The 16345-nt window shown below is 63.2% G+C and carries 13 protein-coding genes; 5 read left to right on the top strand and 8 right to left on the bottom strand.

The annotated features are described in order from the left end of the window. The first annotated feature begins 68 nt into the window (after positions 1-68). Positions 69-1628, top strand: a complete 1560-nt coding sequence (locus CQ012_RS11945) for an HNH endonuclease signature motif containing protein (protein ID WP_105662270.1) — start codon at positions 69-71, stop codon at positions 1626-1628. A 258-nt stretch (positions 1629-1886) separates the two neighbouring features. On the opposite strand, the gene CQ012_RS11940 is transcribed toward CQ012_RS11945, so the two are convergent. The 6 genes from CQ012_RS11940 to benA all read right to left on the bottom strand — a co-directional run bounded on the left by CQ012_RS11940 (position 1887) and on the right by benA (position 10458). Then, the gene (locus tag CQ012_RS11940; protein ID WP_286134676.1) at positions 1887-4571 is read right to left on the bottom strand and encodes a LuxR C-terminal-related transcriptional regulator; all 2685 of its coding nucleotides are present in this window, start codon (positions 4569-4571) and stop codon (positions 1887-1889) included. Between the two features lie 48 nt (positions 4572-4619). Beyond that, positions 4620-5954: an MFS transporter gene (locus CQ012_RS11935; protein WP_105662268.1), complete on the bottom strand. Its 1335-nt coding sequence runs from the start codon at positions 5952-5954 to the stop codon at positions 4620-4622. A gap of 178 nt (positions 5955-6132) precedes the next feature. Then, positions 6133-6939: a 1,6-dihydroxycyclohexa-2,4-diene-1-carboxylate dehydrogenase gene (locus tag CQ012_RS11930; protein WP_286134658.1), complete on the bottom strand. Its 807-nt coding sequence runs from the start codon at positions 6937-6939 to the stop codon at positions 6133-6135. Beyond that, positions 6936-8471, bottom strand: coding sequence for a benzoate 1,2-dioxygenase electron transfer component BenC (gene benC, locus CQ012_RS11925; RefSeq protein WP_105662267.1), 1536 nt, complete (start codon positions 8469-8471; stop codon positions 6936-6938). Before benC ends, CQ012_RS11930 begins: the two co-directional genes overlap by 4 nt. A gap of 78 nt (positions 8472-8549) precedes the next feature. Continuing rightward, positions 8550-9080 carry a benzoate 1,2-dioxygenase small subunit gene (gene benB / locus CQ012_RS11920; RefSeq protein WP_105656489.1) on the bottom strand — a complete coding sequence of 177 codons (531 nt, stop codon included), beginning with the start codon at positions 9078-9080 and terminating at the stop codon, positions 8550-8552. Positions 9081-9099: 19 nt separating this feature from the next. After that, a complete protein-coding gene (gene benA, locus CQ012_RS11915; protein WP_105662266.1) occupies positions 9100-10458 on the bottom strand; it encodes a benzoate 1,2-dioxygenase large subunit in 1359 nt (452 codons plus the stop codon). 237 nt (positions 10459-10695) lie between these two features. Between benA and CQ012_RS11910 the strand changes: the two genes are divergently transcribed. Next, entirely contained in the window at positions 10696-12114 is a 1419-nt protein-coding gene (locus CQ012_RS11910) for an MFS transporter (protein WP_105662265.1), read from the top strand. Next, on the top strand, positions 12083-12508 hold the full coding sequence (locus CQ012_RS11905) for a DUF1801 domain-containing protein (protein ID WP_105656492.1): 426 nt from the start codon (positions 12083-12085) through the stop codon (positions 12506-12508). Before CQ012_RS11910 ends, CQ012_RS11905 begins: the two co-directional genes overlap by 32 nt. Positions 12509-12532: 24 nt before the next feature. Here the strand turns inward: CQ012_RS11905 and CQ012_RS11900 are convergent, their stop codons facing one another. Together CQ012_RS11900 and CQ012_RS11895 are read right to left on the bottom strand one after the other, a co-directional pair. After that, the gene (locus CQ012_RS11900; protein ID WP_105662264.1) at positions 12533-12970 is read right to left on the bottom strand and encodes a hypothetical protein; all 438 of its coding nucleotides are present in this window, start codon (positions 12968-12970) and stop codon (positions 12533-12535) included. A gap of 88 nt (positions 12971-13058) precedes the next feature. Beyond that, positions 13059-14168: a hypothetical protein gene (locus CQ012_RS11895; protein WP_105662263.1), complete on the bottom strand. Its 1110-nt coding sequence runs from the start codon at positions 14166-14168 to the stop codon at positions 13059-13061. Between the two features lie 402 nt (positions 14169-14570). Between CQ012_RS11895 and CQ012_RS11890 the strand changes: the two genes are divergently transcribed. Further along, on the top strand, positions 14571-15347 hold the full coding sequence (locus tag CQ012_RS11890; RefSeq protein WP_105656495.1) for an electron transfer flavoprotein subunit beta/FixA family protein: 777 nt from the start codon (positions 14571-14573) through the stop codon (positions 15345-15347). Positions 15348-15361: 14 nt separating this feature from the next. Further along, positions 15362-16342, top strand: a complete 981-nt coding sequence (locus CQ012_RS11885) for an electron transfer flavoprotein subunit alpha/FixB family protein (protein WP_105662262.1) — start codon at positions 15362-15364, stop codon at positions 16340-16342. Positions 16343-16345 lie beyond the last annotated feature (3 nt).

The following is a 16345-nucleotide window of genomic DNA, read 5'->3' as shown; positions in this document are numbered from 1 at the left end:
TTCTAGAACTTATCCACAATTGGTTTCGAACCAGAAGATACTGTCGATAATCTGCGCGAACGTTAACTATGACTATTCCCGCATATCTAGACGATCACGACGATGAACATCGCCTTCCACTGCGCCCGCCGGGCACCCGCATGGAGTCGCACAGAGCGTCAGCGCTCGACGCCCATCGCGAGCACCAGTTGTTCTTCGGACCCATCAAGCAGGTTGCCGACGAACTATTCAATGCGGGCCCCGTGGATGGGCCCGGAGACGCATTGGAACGCCTGAAGAAACTCCAACGCCTGATGAGCAGCGCTGAAGCCGCTATCTGCGTTTTACTGGCAGACGGAGTCGAGCAGGTCAGCGCGTCCTTCAATGACCTGATTGCCACCGAGCATGCCCACACCCCAGACGAGGAAGCCGAAGCCAGCAAGAGTGCCGAATACTATGGCATAGACCGTGGCAGCGAGCAGGTCATCAACTCCAATTTCGTAGCTGAGTCAGCTGTCGCATTGCGCGAATCCGTCCGTAAAGCCAGCAAGCGGATGTTCCATGCCAAGGGCTTGCGCCACGCCTGCAAAGCCACCCTTGCCGCGCTCGCTGCAGGTGAGATTACCGTTAAGGCCGCCCACGACATCGTCAAATACTCGCAAGACCTTTCCCCGGAGCAGGTCGGCCGCATGGAGGAAAATTTGCTGCCTCTGGCAAGAACAGCCTGCGACGAGACCGTCTACCAGCGGGCCCGTCGCTTTCACGACCGGATGAATCCCAATTCGGCAGAGAACCGGCAGAAGAACGCATTCGCAGCCCGTAATCTCAAGGTGTGGAATGAGGAGAATGGCATGGCAACCTTGCAGCTGCATCACCGCGCTGATGTCATCCATTCGATTCGCAACTCGATAAAGCAGGCAGCCGCCCAGATCACTGATTCCAAGGATCTGCGCACGCAAACGCAGGTTGAAGCCGATTTGCTTGCGGACGTGTATCTGCATGGCTGGCCCGGAATGGAAGGCATGCCGCTGAAGCCACGGGTTGCCATCACGATCCCAGCCATTGAAATGCTCGCGAATCCCGCTCGCGCCCTCGCTGATTTGGAAGGTTACGGGCCGATCCCAATCGGCGTAGCGTTGGAAATCGCCGCGGATGCTCCGTCGTTCCAGCGCGTTCTGACCGACCCGTGGACGGGAGCCGCAATTGATGTGGAGCCCAAGAAATATCGGCCTTCCCAGGGGTTGCGCGATTTGCTGCGATACCGCGACCAGCATTGCGGTTTCCCTGGTTGCCGCCGCCTGCCCGATCGTTCGGAAATTGATCACATCGAAGCATATGGACAGGGCGGCCACACTACCCGGCAGAACACTCATCTCTTGTGCAAGCAGCATCAGATGTACAAGCACGCGCTTGGCTGGAAGGTCTTCGCTTGCCCGGATGGCTCCAAGACGTGGGTATCTCCGCACGGGCTGCGGTCAATCACGGTTCCCGAGAGCGTGGACAACGTGGAGAAATTTGATCATGTCAACGATCATTGTCCTCAACGTCCCCAGGAGGCTGCGGCCTGCGAGGTGCAATTGACCCCCGAAGTGCGGCGAGTACTGGGGCTCGGCCAAGATGAGGGCCTGCCCGGAACCGGAACCAGCTAGAGCCAGTACCTGATTTGGATTTCGAGTGACAAATTTTTTCAGTCACTAGCACCACCACACCACCCATACTTCGCAGGAGCAACGGCTTTGAGTCTGGTTGCAATGCTGGCCGCGGCCTGAATCAAGAATCCCGGCCGCGTTCGATTCAAGCGATTCGTGCTGAATGAAAAAAATCTACAGTCACAGCGCGCAGGTCAACTCGAACTCCGCATGGTTTTGCTGCCCTCGGGAATGAAAATTTTTCTCAGTCCGAAGGCACTATCCCTCAAGGTCGAAACGCGCCAGCGCAGCAAGCTCAGTACGGTTTGAGACCGCCAGCTTCGTGTAGATCTTGGTCAGGTGGTACTGCACTGTCTTGGTGCCTATATACAGCTCTTCAGCGACACGTCGATTGCTTGCACCTTCGCAAACCAGCTTGGCCACGGCTTGTTCCTGCGCCGTCAGCGTCGACCAGTCAGCACTCTCCCTGCGCAGCATCCCGGTTCCGCTTGCCTGGAGCTCACGAGTGCAGCGGTCGATGTACACGGATGCATCGAAGTGCGCGAAAATCGCCAGCGCGCGGGTCAACGGCGCAACGCATTCGGCTCGCTTGCCGGCTCGGCGCAGGCATTGCCCGTAGTAGAAATCAATTTTTGCCCGGTGGTAGACCGACCCGATGCCTTCCAAACGGCGGATGGCATCTTCAAAGGCCAAACGGGCTGCGTCGATATCACCGCGGGCTGCCAGCAAGGTGCCTTGCACGCTCAGGAATCGAGCGCCTCCGCTCTGGTGGCCTGAAGCGAGAGCACTCTCCAGCAACGGCTGTACGAATTTTTCTGCTTCATCCAGGCGTTCGCAACGGATTAGCGCCATGGCGTATGTATCCTGCCAGGTCCAGAAACCTGCTTGGTCGATGCCCTGCGTACGGTCCAGCCGAAGCAATGGTTCCAGCGTCCGCACAACCTCTTCATGGTTTGCCTGCGCCCGGGCAATCTCGGCCCGCGCCATCCGGTAAGGCATCTCCATAATGGCATAGCTGCCGGTGCGTGCCCACGACTTGCGTAGGTGCAGATCCGCCTGCTCCCAATTGCCGCGCAATGCGTGAATCTGCACCGCGGTCAGCTGGATCAGCGGACGCAGGATCTGGATTTCAGAACGCTCTTGCAGGGACTGCGCGGATCGAACCGTCTCCAGCGCTTGGTCCCAGTCGCCCATGAGGAATTCAGCGCGCGCCGACCAGGCTTTGGCCCACAGCGAGATGCGCAGGGAACCATCGCTGAAGTCCGTGGAGCTGGCTGCGGAGAGCTCGTGCCGGGCTAGCTCCACGCGATCGGTCGCGAGGTAGACCCAGCCCAGTGACATTTCCGCGCGCTGGCGCTGTGCTCCCGCCGGAAGGGTGGCCAGCAGGTCCATCAAGACCTGTTCCCCCTCATCAGCCCGGCCCATCATTGCCAGGCCGAGCCCTTGGATGGCTGCGTTCTCAATGGCCAGCGGGCTGCCCACCTGGGCAAGGCGCAGCGATTGCTCAGCCCAGTCAATGATCTTCTGCCCCTTCAAACGGCACAGCGAATCGAGGACTTGGCGTTGGGCGATCGCGGCCATCACATCGTTGTCCTGATGCTGGACCGCGTTCTGCCAGGCACTGGACAGCCAGCGCTGCGCGGTGTTGGCGCGGCCTTGCAGGATCGAGATGTATCCGGAAAGCACGTCCCGTTCCGGACTGCTTTCCAAGCTCGAAAGCTGATGCGCGAAGGTTTGCGCCCGCGGCAGCTCGCCGGCGGCGACAATCGCATCCACTGCGTTGAGCAGCAGGGAGTCGCGGCGCATCGGTTCCGGGGACAAGTGCATGGCCCTGAAGTACGCGGTAGCGGCCGAAGACCACTCGCCCCGCTTGCCTTGGGACCGCGCGTAGTCTTGCAGTTCCATCGACAAGCTGCCATCGGGCAGGATGCTCGCATCGGCCCGATGGCCCAGCTTGGCCCCCTGGTCCTCGACGATGTCCGCGGCGCAAGCATGCAACCGGATGCGGGTGCTCAGCGGGATCTGATGGTAGACAGCCATTTGGGTCAATGCGTTCTCGAACCCGAGCCGCACCTTCCCGCTATGGCCGTGGGTTTGCGCCAGCGAGGAGTCGAGAATCTGCTGGATCGGCAGCAGCGGATTATCCTCGCCCACCAGCTTGGCGATATTGTCGATCCGGGCCTGCGCGCCGAGCACCGCGGCCGCTTCCAGCAGCGCCCGCGCCCGCGGTTCCAACCCCTCCAATAGCTCGATGACGTGCAAGGACAGGGCGTGAGGGGCAGGCGGCCAGCGGTCGAACTGCTCCCAGCTGTGCTCCGGATTCTCCTGGGCCAGCTCGATGACCACCTGCAGGTTGCCCTCGGTGTAGTCCACCAGCTGCTCGACGGCCATGGGCGGCAGGTCGATCCCCGTCCTGGCGCAGATAATCTCGCGCGCATGCGTTGGATCGGGCACTTGAAGCTGCAGGATCTTCAATTGGCTGTCGGCCAGGAATTCCCGGGTTTCCGGTGAAAGCCTGGCCAGGTTCTGGTCGCGCATCACCAGCACGATGAGTACCGGTTCATTGCGCAAGCGGCGCCAGGCGTAGTGCAGCGCCTGGAAGCTCAGGTCATCGACCCATTGCGCATTTTCCAGCACCAGCACACGGGGTTGCGGCGCCTCCCTGCGCAGGTATTCCAGCAAGGCCTCGCCCAGCGCCCCGGCCGAGCCTGCGTGGCTGCGTTGCAGCAACGGGCCCAAGGCGGCTCCGGGCTGCGCGGTTTCCCAGCGCGAAGCGGTCACCAGCTGCACCGATTGGCTGGCCAACCGGGTTAGCAGCGCCTTGATGATCGTGCTCTTGCCGCTGCCGCGCGGACCCTTCAGCACGGCCAGGGTACTGCCAGTTTGCTGGACTTCGCGGGAAAGGCCGATGAGCGCATCCTGGCCCTGCTGGGCACTGAGCATGGCGTTCACCAGCCTTCCTGCGTCGCCGCGTTGCGTTTCGATGTGCTGCTACTTCCCTGCTCCCGCGGCAGCCAGCTCTTCTTGCGCGCTGCGCTGCGCGGCCGAACGGGTCATCGGGACGCAGGTGGTGACCAGCGTTCCAACGATAGCAACTGCGGCGAAGACATAGAATGCGGTTCCCGGGGAAACTCCCGCCGAAAGCAGCACTCCGCCCAGCAGCGGGCCGAAGATCCCGCCCAGCCTGCCGAATCCGGCGCACCAGGCCACCCCGGCCCCGCGGGCGGCACTGTGGTAGTAGTTCGACACAAAGCCGTAGATCAGCACCTGCGTGCCGATGGTTCCCACACCTGCCACTGCCACCAGGGACAGCAGCAAGCCCAGCGGGAGCTTGAGGGTCAGCAGCACCATTGCCAGCGCGGCCAGGAAGAAGGTCAGCGCCACGACCTGCTTGGGGCCGACGCGGTCGGCGGCCACCGAAGCCAGCAGCCCGCCGAAGACCGCGGCGAGGTTCAGCACCAGCAAGAAGAGCAGCGAATGGGACTTGCCGTAGCCTGCCTGCTGCATGATTTCCGGCATCCAGGTGTTCAGCCCATAGGTCAGCAGCAGTCCGGCGAAGCTCATCATGCCCAGCAGTGCGGTAGGCAGCGCGTAGCGCCTGGTGGCCAGCGCGGCGAAGCCGACACGTTCGGCCTTCAGCTGCCCGGCATCGGCGTCGCTGGGAAGTTCCAGCAGCATTCCGGTGCGCGCAGCCACCTCGCGGGCTTCGGCCACGCGGCCGCGGGAGAGCAGCCACTGCGGGGATTCGGGCAGCTTGAACCAGGCCATCGGCAGCAGGAACAGCAGCGGCAGCGCGCCGATGAGGAACAGCCCGCGCCAGCCGATCACGTCGCTGAGCACCATGGCCAGCAGCGAGGCGAGCACGCCTCCGGCCGGCACGCCCGAGTAGACGATCGCGTTGTAGTAGTTGCGACTGTTCTTCGGGGCGAACTCGGCCACCACCGCGCCAGCGGTGGCCACGATCGCGCCCACGCCCATGCCGGTGAGGAAGCGCAGGATGCCGAACCACAGGGTGTCGGAGGCCAGCGCGGTCAGGCCCATGCCGACGGAGAACCAGATGATGCCGGTGATCATCGCCTTGCGCCGGCCGATGTAGTCGCCGATCGCGCCGGTGGACAGCGCACCGACCATCACGCCGAGCAGCGCGTAGCTGCCCAGCAATCCGGCGGCGGCTTCATCGAGCTGGCCGAGCTGGCTGGGGTCCGCCAGCAGCGTGGAGACGATGGTTCCGAAAACCACCAGGTCGTAGCCGTCGAAGATCAGGGCGATGGCGGCGATCACCACCACCCAGCGCACGGCGCCATTGGCGGCATTGCTGGATGTCATTGGGCTGGTATTCACGTGTTTTTCCGTTCGTTTGCGGTGACCGGGGAACCTCGTTGTTCCCCGGAAAATACGTGCCCGGCGCTGGAAGCACGGCCGGGTTGGTGCTGGATGGAACAAACGGCCCGTGATCACGAGCCGTTTGTTCCATGGTGGTGCGTTTGCGGTGCCGGGACTGCCGCTAGCCGAGGTCTCCTCCGGCCACCGCGAGGGTGGAACCGGTGATGTAGGAGGCCTCATCCGAGGCCAGGAACACGATGGGCGCCGACTGCTCGTCCAAGGTGCCGTAGCGCTTGAGCAAGGTTGAGTCCACGGTCTGGTCCACGATGGCCTTGTACCAGGCTTTTTCCTGCTCGCCGGTGGGCGCCGGCCCGCGCTTGACTACCCGTTCAGGGGCTTCGGTGCCGCCCGGCGCGGTGGCGACCACGCGGATGCCCAACTCGGCGCCCTCCATGGCCAGCGCCGAGGTGATGGCCTTGACCCCGCCCTTGGCCGCCGCGTACGGGACGCGGTTCATGCCGCGGGTGGCGACCGAGGAGACGTTCACGATGGTTCCGGATCGGGCCTGGACCATTTCCTCGAAGACCGCACGGCACATCCACAAGGTCGGGAACAGCGATCGCCGGATTTCCTTTTCGATCTCCTCGGGCGCGTAGTGCTCGTAGGGCTTGGCCCAAATGGTTCCGCCCACGTTGTTGACCAGCACATCGATGCGTCCGAACTGGTCCTTCGCGGCGGTGACCGCAGCCAGCGCGCCCTCGTAGGTTTCCAGGTCGGCGGTCACGCTCAGCGCGGTGGCGCCGTCGGCGCGCAGGGCCCCGGCCACCTCGTGGATCAGCGCCGCGCGGTCCACGAGCACCATTTCCCCGCCCTCGGCGGCGATGCGCCGGGCCACGGACCAGCCGATGCCCTGGGCGGCGCCGGTGACCATGACGACCTTGCCGGCAAAGCGTCCCGGATGGAAGGACTCGGGCAGCCCGGCGCTCACTGGGCCGCTGCCTTGGAAGCGGCGGCCATGGTGGCCTTGGCGTGCTGGTTGTGCGCGGTGATCGCTGCGCGGGCAGCGGCGATGTCCTGCTTCTCGAAAGCGGCGACGATGCCCAGGTGGTCGGCGTCCACGGCCCCGTCGATCCAGTGCTCCTGGCGCAGCACGGCGGCCATCAGCGCCGGCACGTCCAGGCGGCGGTAGGCCTGCAGCAGGTGCTCGTTGCCCACGGCCTTGAACAGGAATTCGTGGAAGGCGTCATTGGTGACGGTGAATTCCTCGGCGTTGATGAACTTCTCGCCGTCCAGGGTCTTGCCGGCCAGTTCGGCCAGGACCTTGAATTCGCCCAGCTGGCCCTCGGCCAGCTTGCCCATGGTCAGCTCGACGACGGCCAGTTCCAAGGCCATGCGCGCATCGAACTGGGCCTCGAAGCTGGCGTGCTCCTCGCCGATTTCGTAGCCCTGGTCGGCGGCGGCTTGCGCGGCGGGCGCCTCGGCAGCCGGGGCGGCAGGCTCGGCGTCCGGAACGACGGCCAGCGCGAACTTCTCGTAGTAGAAATTCTGCGGCTTGAGGCCTTCGGCTTCCAGGTGGCGGCGCACGCCCTCCACCATCGGAGGCGGGCCGCAAAGGTAGATATCCACGTCGCCCTCGGCCAGGTGCTGCGGCTCGAAGTGGTTGGTGACGTAGCCCTTCTTCTGTGAAGCGCTGTCCGGGTCACCCACCACGGTGTCGAAGCTGAAGCCCGCGATGCGCTGGGTGTAGTCCTGCAGCACATCGAGTTCGACCAGGTCGATGTCAGTGTTCACGCCGTAGATCAGGTGCACCGGGTGCGGGTTGTCCATGCCGGCCAGCTTCTCCAGGATGGCCAGCAGCGGGGCCAGGCCGGTGCCGCCGGCGAGCAGCAGCGATTGGCGCTTGGGTTCGCGCAGGAAGAAGCTGCCCATCGGGCCGGTGAAGGTGATGCGGTCGCCCACCTGCGCGGTATCGCGCATGTAGGTGGACATCAGACCGCCGTCGGTGATGCGGATCAGGAAGGAGACGATGTCCACTTCCGGGCCCGAGCTGAAGGAGTAGGAACGGGTTTGCCCACCGGAGCCGGGGACCTCGATGTTCACGTACTGGCCCGGCAGGAAGGAGAGGTCTTCGCGCTTGTCCACCTCGAGGCTGAAGGCGTAGGTGGTTTCGGAGATGCGGCGGATCTCGCTCAGCGTGGATTCGAAGGAGGCGGCCGAGGTCTTGGCGACATCCGACGTGGTCGGGATCTGCAGCACGAGGTCGGATTCGGGGACCATCTGGCAGGGCAAGCAGTATCCGGCCTCTGCCTCGTCGTCGGTCAAGGCTTCTTCGATGTAGTCGCCGCCGTCGTACTTGCCCGACTCGCAGAAGGCCTTGCAGGTGCCGCAGGCGCCGTCGCGGCAGTCCAGCGGGATGTTGATGCGGGCTTTGTAGGAGGCATCGGCGACGGTTTCGTTCGCGCCGACCTTGATGAAGCGGGTGATTCCGTCTTCAAAGGCGAGGGCTACCTGGTGGGACATGGCATGCTCATTTCACAGGATTCGGGGATGGGCGATTCGGCGGGGCCTGCACTGGCCCCGCCGCCCAATGGGTGTCGCTTAAATGTGGTAGATGTCCACGACGTGGTGGATGTAGTCGTTCTTCAGGACGACCTTCTTCGCGGTGATCACCGGCGCGGTGCCGGAGTAGTCGATCGTGTAGAACGAGGTGCCGAAGTAGGTGTCCACGTTCTGGTAGCGGTAGTACAGGGTGAACCAGTTGAAGCGGATGTCCACCTTGTCGCCGTCCACTGCAACGATCTCCACGTTGGTGATGTTGTGCCCGGTGCGCGGCTCGGGCAGCGAGGTGGCCGAGGAGCGGTCGGTCTTGATGCGGAAGACGCGGTCTTCCAGGCCGCCGCGGTTAGCGTAGTAGATCAGCGAGATTTCGCGCTGCGGATCTTCGGTCAGCTGCTCGTCGTCGGCCCAGGCCGGCATCCAGAAGGTGGCTTCCGGGTGGTAGCAGTCCAGCCAACGGTCGAAGTCGCGGTCATCGAGGAAGCGGGCTTCCTGGTAGAGGAACTGCGCGATATCCGCGGTGGTGACTGCGCCGTTGGAAGTCGGCGCCTCGGTCAGTGCGATGGTGCTCATCTGTCTTGTCCCTTCGGCCTTAGTTCTGTGCTTCGCGTTCGTTGTCCACGGCTTGGCGCATGGTCTGCAGCCAGTAGCCGTGCTGGATCGGGTACAGGCCCTCGTCCTCGGTGCGCGCCCCGGAGGAGATGGGCTTCAGGCCCACCTTGTCCGCGTTCTCATCCGGTCCGGTGATCTGGTGGGCCTGGCCGCGCGAGAGGTCATTCCACTGCGCCGAGGTGGCCAGGTAGGTCTTCTGGCAGGAGCGGAATTCTTCCAGGTCATCCGGGGTGGCCATGCCCGAGGCGTTGAAGAAGTCCTCGTACTGGCGGATGCGGGCCGCGCGCGCGGTGTCCGACTCGCCCACCGGGGCGAAGCAGTAGATGGTCACCTCGGTCTTGTCCACTGCCACCGGCCGGAAGACGCGGATCTGCGAGCCGAACTGGTCCATCAGGTACACGTTCGGGTACAGGCACAGGTTGCGCGAAATGCCGATCATCCAGTCGGCCTTGGCTTCGCCGAACTTGGCAACCAGCTCGTCGCGCTTCTCGGCCAGCGGGCGGTTGGCCGGGTCCAGCCATTCGGTCCACAGCAGCAGGTGGCCGTGCTCGAAGGAGTAGTAGCCGCCCTTCTGCTTGTCCCAGCCGCCGGCGTCCATGGTCTTGGTGTCGTTGGAGGATTCGCCGTTGGCGCGGCGGGCCTGGGTGGCGGCGTAGTTCCAGTGGGTGGCCGAGACGTGGTAGCCGTCGGCGCCGTTCTCCGCCTGCAGCTTCCAGTTGCCGTCATAGGTGTAGGTCGAGGCGCCGCGCAGCACTTCCAGGCCTTCTTCGGACTGGTCAACCATCATGTCGATGATCTTCGTGGCCTCGCCCAGGTGCTCTTCCAGCGGCAGGGCATCGGCGTTCAGCGAGCCGAAGAGGAAACCGCGGTAGTTCTCGAAACGGGCAACCTTGGTCAAATCGTGGGAGCCGTCCTTGTTGAACTGCTCCGGGTAGCCAGCTCCCCGCGAATCCTTGACCTTGAGCAGCTTGCCGGAGTTGTTGAAGGTCCAGCCATGGAACGGGCAGGTGAAGGTGGTGCGGTTATCGGTCTTGCGCCGGCAGAGCATGGCTCCGCGGTGGCTGCAGGCGTTGATCAGCGCATTGAGTTCGCCCTGCTTGTTGCGCGAGATGATGATGGGCTGGCGGCCGATGTTGGTGGTGTAGTAGTCGCCGATGTTCGGGATCTGGGACTCGTGGGCCAGGTACACCCAGTTGCCTTCCCAGATGTGCTTCATTTCCATCTCGAAAATCTCTTCGTCGGTGAAGATATTTCGGTTGGCGCGGAACTCTCCGGTTTCCGGGCTGTCAACCAGCGCGTTATCCAGCAGGCTGGATACCTCGTTCAGGGTCTCGGTCATGGCGTGGTGTGCTCCGTCCATTCAATGCTCGTTTAAAGGGGAAACCGCTGCAGCCGGTTTGCATGGATTCAACCTTGGCAGAAAGTGCGGGCGGTCACACTAGGGTTATGCCTAGGCTTGGGCTAGGCATCTGACTACTATGTTTTCGATCGTCTGAATTCACACCTGTTGCCTATCAATGCATCGGCGTATTCTTTTGCTACGACCACCAGCCACTTTTTCGAAGCAGGCTTGCCCATGCGCGATGAAGGACCCCCTGATCTCCCGCCGGCCCACGGCCAGAACCCCGAAGTTCCGCCGCAGGGCCAGCGCTCTTTCATGCACATCCTGGTCAACACCGCCGTCGCGAACCTCACCACCAGCTACCTGTGGTTCGCGCTGACCTTCTGGGTGTACCTGGAGACCGAGAACGTCATGGCCACCGGCATCATCGGCGGCGCATTCATGCTGCTGATCTCCGTGTTCTCCATGGTTTTCGGGACGATCGTGGACAACCACCGTAAGAAATCGGTCTTCGTCTTCTCCGCGATGATCACCGCTGTGGCCTTTTCCCTGGCTGGGCTGATCTACCTCTGGCTGCCCACGAAGGACATCCTGGATATCGGCGGATGGCAGTTCTGGATCTTCTGCCTGGTCATCCTGTTCGGCGCGATCGTGGAGCAGATGCGAGGCATCGCGCTGTCCACGACGGTCACCTTGCTGATCCCGGTCGAGCGCCATGCCAACGCCAACGGGCTGGTGGGCACGGTGCAGGGCATCGCCTTCATCATCACCAGCGTGTTCTCCGGGCTGTCCATCGGACTGCTGGGGATGGGATGGACGCTGGCCATTGCCATCGTGATGGTCGTGGTCACGATGCTGCACCTTTTGGGCATCTCCATCCCGGAGGAGGAACCGGAAAAGGAGGAGGGGCGGACCAAGACCAGCGACCTGCGCCTGGGCTTCACTACAGTGATGGCCATCCCTGGCCTATTCGCGCTGATCATCTTCTCGATGTTCAACAACTTCATCGGCGGCACCTACATGGCGCTGATGGATCCCTACGGGCTGACCATCATGCCGGTCGAAGCCTGGGGCATCACCTTCGGGCTGGCATCCACCGGCTTCATCATCGGCGGCTTGGCCATCGCCAAGTTCGGTCTGGGGCCCAACCCGATCCGCACCATGCTCCTGCTGGTTGCCGTCATGGGATTCCTCGGCGCGATCTTCACCATCCGCGAATGGACGTGGCTCTATGTGCTGGGCATCTGGCTCTACATGATGCTGATCCCGGCGGTGGAAGCCTCGGAGCAAACGGTGATCCAGAAGGTGGTCACCTTCCGCCGCCAGGGCCGGGTGTTCGGCTTCGCCCAGATGATGGAAGCCGCCGCGGCGCCGATTACCGCTTTCCTGATCGCGCCGATTGCCCAGTACCTGGTCATCCCCTTCATGCGCTCGCCAGCGGGCGACGACCGATTCGGCTGGCTGGTGGGGCAAGGCCAGGCGCGCGGCATCGCCTTGATATTCCTGGCCGGCGGGCTGATCATGATTGTGGTGGCGCTGCTGGCCATGGGCACCAGCCAGTACCGCAAGCTGTCGACAATTTTCCAGGCCGAATCACCTGGAGCACCCGAGGAGGCATCACTTGCCAACAAGTCAGAAGACCCTTCCAACTGAGGCCAGCGTGGAGGAATTCATTGAGGCGGCAACCCCGGCCAAGCGCCGGGTTGACGGCCACGAACTGGACCGCATCTTCCGCGAAGCCACCGGCGAGCAGCCGGTGATGTGGGGACCGAGCATGGTGGGCTACGGAAGCTACACCTACATCTCCCCTGCCAATGCGCGCACCACGGGCATCTGGCCTAAGACCGGTTTCTCGCCGCGCAAGGCCCAGCTCTCGCTCTACGGGCTGAAGGACCTTCCCGAGGGCGCCCAGCTCTTGCCGCAGCTGGGCAAATACACCGAGGGAGCCGGTTGCGTGTACGTGAAAAAGCTGGAGGACATCGACCTGGAGGTGCTGCGGAAACTGATCTCCATCGCTGCCTCGCGGCAGGACGACCAGGCTCGATAGCCTCCAGGGGCTTCGCTCCGCCGCCTAGTTCGCCACTGCGGCCAGCCGGGCCTTCCTGAAACGCCTGAAAATTGCCCGCCCGCCTGCAACTGCACCCAGCACAATTGCCACCGCACCCGAGAATAGCGAGACGGCCATGGGAAGCTGCGGGCTGGCGGAATCCGGGAAAGCGTCAAAGAGCAGTAGCGTCCAGAAAAGGCCGGGAATCACCCCGGCGGCCAGGGCGCTGAAGCTGAACACCAGAGCGTGCAGCCAGCGCTCGGTTGCGCTTCCCAGCCATGCCATCACGCCGGCAACTGCCAGCCATGGAAGCAGCGGGAACGCCAAGGGCACCCACAGGTCGGGTTCGGACCACCATGGGGCATCCGCGATCAGCGGATCCACGATCAGCAGCAGCACCGCAAAGAGGATCCCGCTGGCTGCAGCCAGCCAGCTCATTGGCCAACTGATTTTCTTGCCCATTAGCGATTGCCTGCTTGCTACTAGCGAATATCTTCCTAGGTTGGATGATACCCGCAGACTGGTGCCTCTGCGGGTATCATCCCCTGCCTTATTCGGCTTCTTCGAAGAAGGCCTCGACCTCTGAGATGCCGGCGGAGATGACCGGAACCAGGCGCTCGTCGATGCTGTAGTGCTCGCCGTCCTTGGAAATCAGACCGTAGCCGACCAAGGAATCCATGGCGATGCGGGCTTCTGGAAGCACGGCATCGTAGATCTTCGGACCGCAGTTGCGGCGCAGGCCCTCCAAGTCCCCTTCGCGGCCGGTGGATGCGGTGACCAGCAGGTTGCGCAGCACCAGGTAATGGGCTTCATCCCGCAAGGTGACATCGAAGGTCGGGTTCAGGTGCGCCTGGACGCAGCCGACAGCCATCTCGAAGAGCAGCTGCGCGCTGCCCGCTTCCTCGCCGGCAACCAGCAATTCGTAGGCGTCCGGATCCGTGCGCAACACCGATCCTTCCGACTCCACGACGGACATCCGGCCGGCGCTCCAGATGTAGTTGAAGGCTAGTGGCGCCGGGCCTTCCGGGTCGAAGGTTTCGGCATCCAGGCCAACGGCAGTCAATACCTTGGCGCGCGGCGCTTCGGCTGCTGCACTGAAGTCCTCCATGTCCACGCCTTCGGCCACTGCCTGGGCATAGGCCTTGACCTGGCTGAACAACCTGGTTTCGCGCAGCAATCCGCATAGCTCCGCGTCGCCCTCGGCAAAACCATTGAGCGTATCTTCCAGCATCTCGCGCAGGGCTTCGAGGTTCTCCGCAGGGCCCTGCCAGAGCATGCGCTGCTCGATGAAGCTGAAGTATTCCAGCCATGTGGTGAAGATCGGCTCCGGAGCCAAGGATTCCGGCAGGTTGCCCAGGTGCTCGGCCAGAGTCTCGCCGAAGACATCGATGTCCAGGTCGAACAGGTTCGAGCTGCGGGCGTTCTCGGCGTACTGGCCGGCGATCTGCCCGATGACGTCCAGCTGCATGCCCGCTGCCTGCGCCGCCTGTTCAGACGAAAAGGCAGGAACCTGCTGCGCTACCCAAGTTGTGTAGTCCTGGCGAAGCGCATTGATCTGCTGTTCAGCCTGGATCAGGAACACGCTGCGGCCGCGCGCTGCCGCCTTGGCAGGATTTCCTGCGCCCGAGTTCTTCTTGCCTTGACGCTTTTTGCTGGCCATGAGCCGTCCTTTGGTTCCGAAATTGGTCTCTGGTTAAAGCCTACGGTGCCCGCCCGAAGCCGGGCGAATAGCGCGATGCGGCTCACCTGCGTGGAAGCATGCCCGGATGACCCCGCCGGATCGTGGACCTTTGGTGTTCAAGGTGCTCACTTGCTGTTTTCTTGTCCACTTTCATTGACCAATGGCGCTGAATCCGACAAGATGAACAGCAAAGACAGACGTAGCCTGCGACACAATGCTTTCAGCTCTGCAGAAAATCTGCGCCGTGGCCTATTAATGAACTTGGATTTCCTAGTAGTTTCGGCGGGGGCCGCTTCAGTGGTCCGCGAAGCCCCGGATCATTGGTGATTTCCGGCCATCGGCTGTCCTGGCAGATGCTACTGCGATAAGAGGGAGAAAATAATGAAGATCGCGGTTTTGATCAAAGAAGTCCCAGATACCGGAGAGGACCGCCTGCTGGATCTGGAGACCGGCCTGGCTGACCGTGCCGCTTCAGAAGTGGTGCTCGATGAAATCGGCGAGCGGACCTTGGAAGTTGCGCTGAAGCATGCTGATGCGAACCCTGGAACTGAAATCACCGTGCTGACCATGGGCCCGGATTCAGCTCAGGCCACCCTGCGCAAGGGCTTGGCCATGGGCGCTGCCAGCGCCGTGCATATCAGCGACGAGGAGCTTCTCGGCGCCGATCTGGTCCTCACCGCGCAGGTCCTGGCGGCGGCTTTGCGCCGAGGCAGCTACGATCTGGTCCTCACCGGCAACATGTCCACCGACGGCTCCGCGGGCATGCTCCCGGTCATGCTGGCCGAGCTGCTTGATCTTCCGGCGGCGACTTCGTTGTCCTCGGTAGAAATTGCCGACGGCGCGATCAGCGGATTGCGCGAGCTGGATGGCGCTGCCGCCCAGATCAGCGCTCCATTGCCAGCGGTCGCTTCGATCACCGAGGCATTGCCGGATGCCCGCTTCCCGAATTTCAAGGGCATCATGGCCGCGAAGAAGAAACCGGTCGAGTCCCTGTCCCTGGCCGATTTGGGCGTCGAGTCCCTGCCTGCGGATACTGCGCGTTCCATCATGGTTTCGGTGGCCCAGCGCCCGCCCCGCACCGCTGGAACTGTCATTGCCGATGACGGCGATGCCGGTAACGCAGTGGCCGAATTCCTCGTCAAGAACAACCTGGTGTGAGCGGAAAGAAAACCATGACTTCCTTTGCTTCTGATTCAATTCTTGTTTTCCTCGAGACCACGGCCACTGGAACGCTGGCCAAGAACCACGAGGAACTGCTCGGCGCCGCCTCTGCCGTGGGCACCCCGGTAGCGCTTGTCGCCGCTCCGGCCGGATCCCTTGATACCCTGGCGGCGCAAGCCAGCGAGTCTGGCGCCGCGCAGGTACTCACCGCCGCCGTCGATTCTCCGGTGCTGACCGCGCCGATGGCTGACGCGCTGCAGCAGGCCTTCGCGCAAATCCAGCCACAAGCCGTACTGCTGGGGCATACCCTGGCTTCGCGCGAAGTGGCCGCACGCTTCGCGGTGCGCCACCGCTTGGCGCTGAGCGTCGATGCGCTCGGTGTTTCGCGTGATGACCAGGGAATCATCGCAGCCCACTCGATCTACGGCGGCGCGTATTCGACCCACAGCGCCCCGACCTTCGGCGCGCCGGTGATCACCGTGCGCGTGGGCAGCATCGAAGAGCGTGCCCAGGCCCAACCGGCGAGCGCGATCCCGCTGGAGGTAGCCGCCAGCGGCAAGCCGGAGGTCGAGGTCAAGGAACTGAGAACGGCCGAAACGGCATCCACCCGTCCCGAGCTGCGTTCCGCGGCACGCGTGGTCTCCGGTGGCCGCGGGTTGGGCAGCGCGGAGCAGTTCGACCTGGTGCACCAGCTGGCCGATGCCTTGGGTGCTGCCGTGGGCGCGTCGCGTGCGGCGGTGGATGCCGGATACGTCGAGCATGCCGCCCAGGTGGGCCAGACCGGCGTGGCAGTTTCTCCCCAGCTGTACGTGGCACTGGGCATTTCCGGAGCCATCCAGCACAAGGCGGGCATGCAGACCGCCAAGACCATCATCGCCATCAACAAGGATGCCGATGCACCGATCTTCGAGATCGCCGACTTCGGCGTGGTGGGGGATGTCTTCAAGGTCGTGCCCCAACTGATTTCCGCCTTGGAAGCACGCAAGGCCTGATCG

The sequence above is a fragment of the Arthrobacter sp. MYb214 genome (assembly GCF_002979865.1).
In the GTDB taxonomy this organism is placed as follows: Bacteria; Actinomycetota; Actinomycetes; order Actinomycetales; family Micrococcaceae; genus Glutamicibacter.
The sequence above is the reverse complement of the archived record's forward strand: the minus strand, read 5'-3'. Positions and strand labels throughout refer to the sequence as shown.

Coding starts and splice junctions, on each gene's coding strand:
- CQ012_RS11945 (WP_105662270.1), top strand. CDS start 69: ATGACTATTCCCGCATATCTAGACGATCACGACGATGAACATCGCCTT.
- CQ012_RS11940 (WP_286134676.1), bottom strand. CDS start 4,571: ATGCTCAGTGCCCAGCAGGGCCAGGATGCGCTCATCGGCCTTTCCCGC.
- CQ012_RS11935 (WP_105662268.1), bottom strand. CDS start 5,954: ATGACATCCAGCAATGCCGCCAATGGCGCCGTGCGCTGGGTGGTGGTG.
- benC (WP_105662267.1), bottom strand. CDS start 8,471: ATGTCCCACCAGGTAGCCCTCGCCTTTGAAGACGGAATCACCCGCTTC.
- benB (WP_105656489.1), bottom strand. CDS start 9,080: ATGAGCACCATCGCACTGACCGAGGCGCCGACTTCCAACGGCGCAGTC.
- benA (WP_105662266.1), bottom strand. CDS start 10,458: ATGACCGAGACCCTGAACGAGGTATCCAGCCTGCTGGATAACGCGCTG.
- CQ012_RS11910 (WP_105662265.1), top strand. CDS start 10,696: ATGCGCGATGAAGGACCCCCTGATCTCCCGCCGGCCCACGGCCAGAAC.
- CQ012_RS11900 (WP_105662264.1), bottom strand. CDS start 12,970: ATGGGCAAGAAAATCAGTTGGCCAATGAGCTGGCTGGCTGCAGCCAGC.
- CQ012_RS11895 (WP_105662263.1), bottom strand. CDS start 14,168: ATGGCCAGCAAAAAGCGTCAAGGCAAGAAGAACTCGGGCGCAGGAAAT.
- CQ012_RS11890 (WP_105656495.1), top strand. CDS start 14,571: ATGAAGATCGCGGTTTTGATCAAAGAAGTCCCAGATACCGGAGAGGAC.
- CQ012_RS11885 (WP_105662262.1), top strand. CDS start 15,362: ATGACTTCCTTTGCTTCTGATTCAATTCTTGTTTTCCTCGAGACCACG.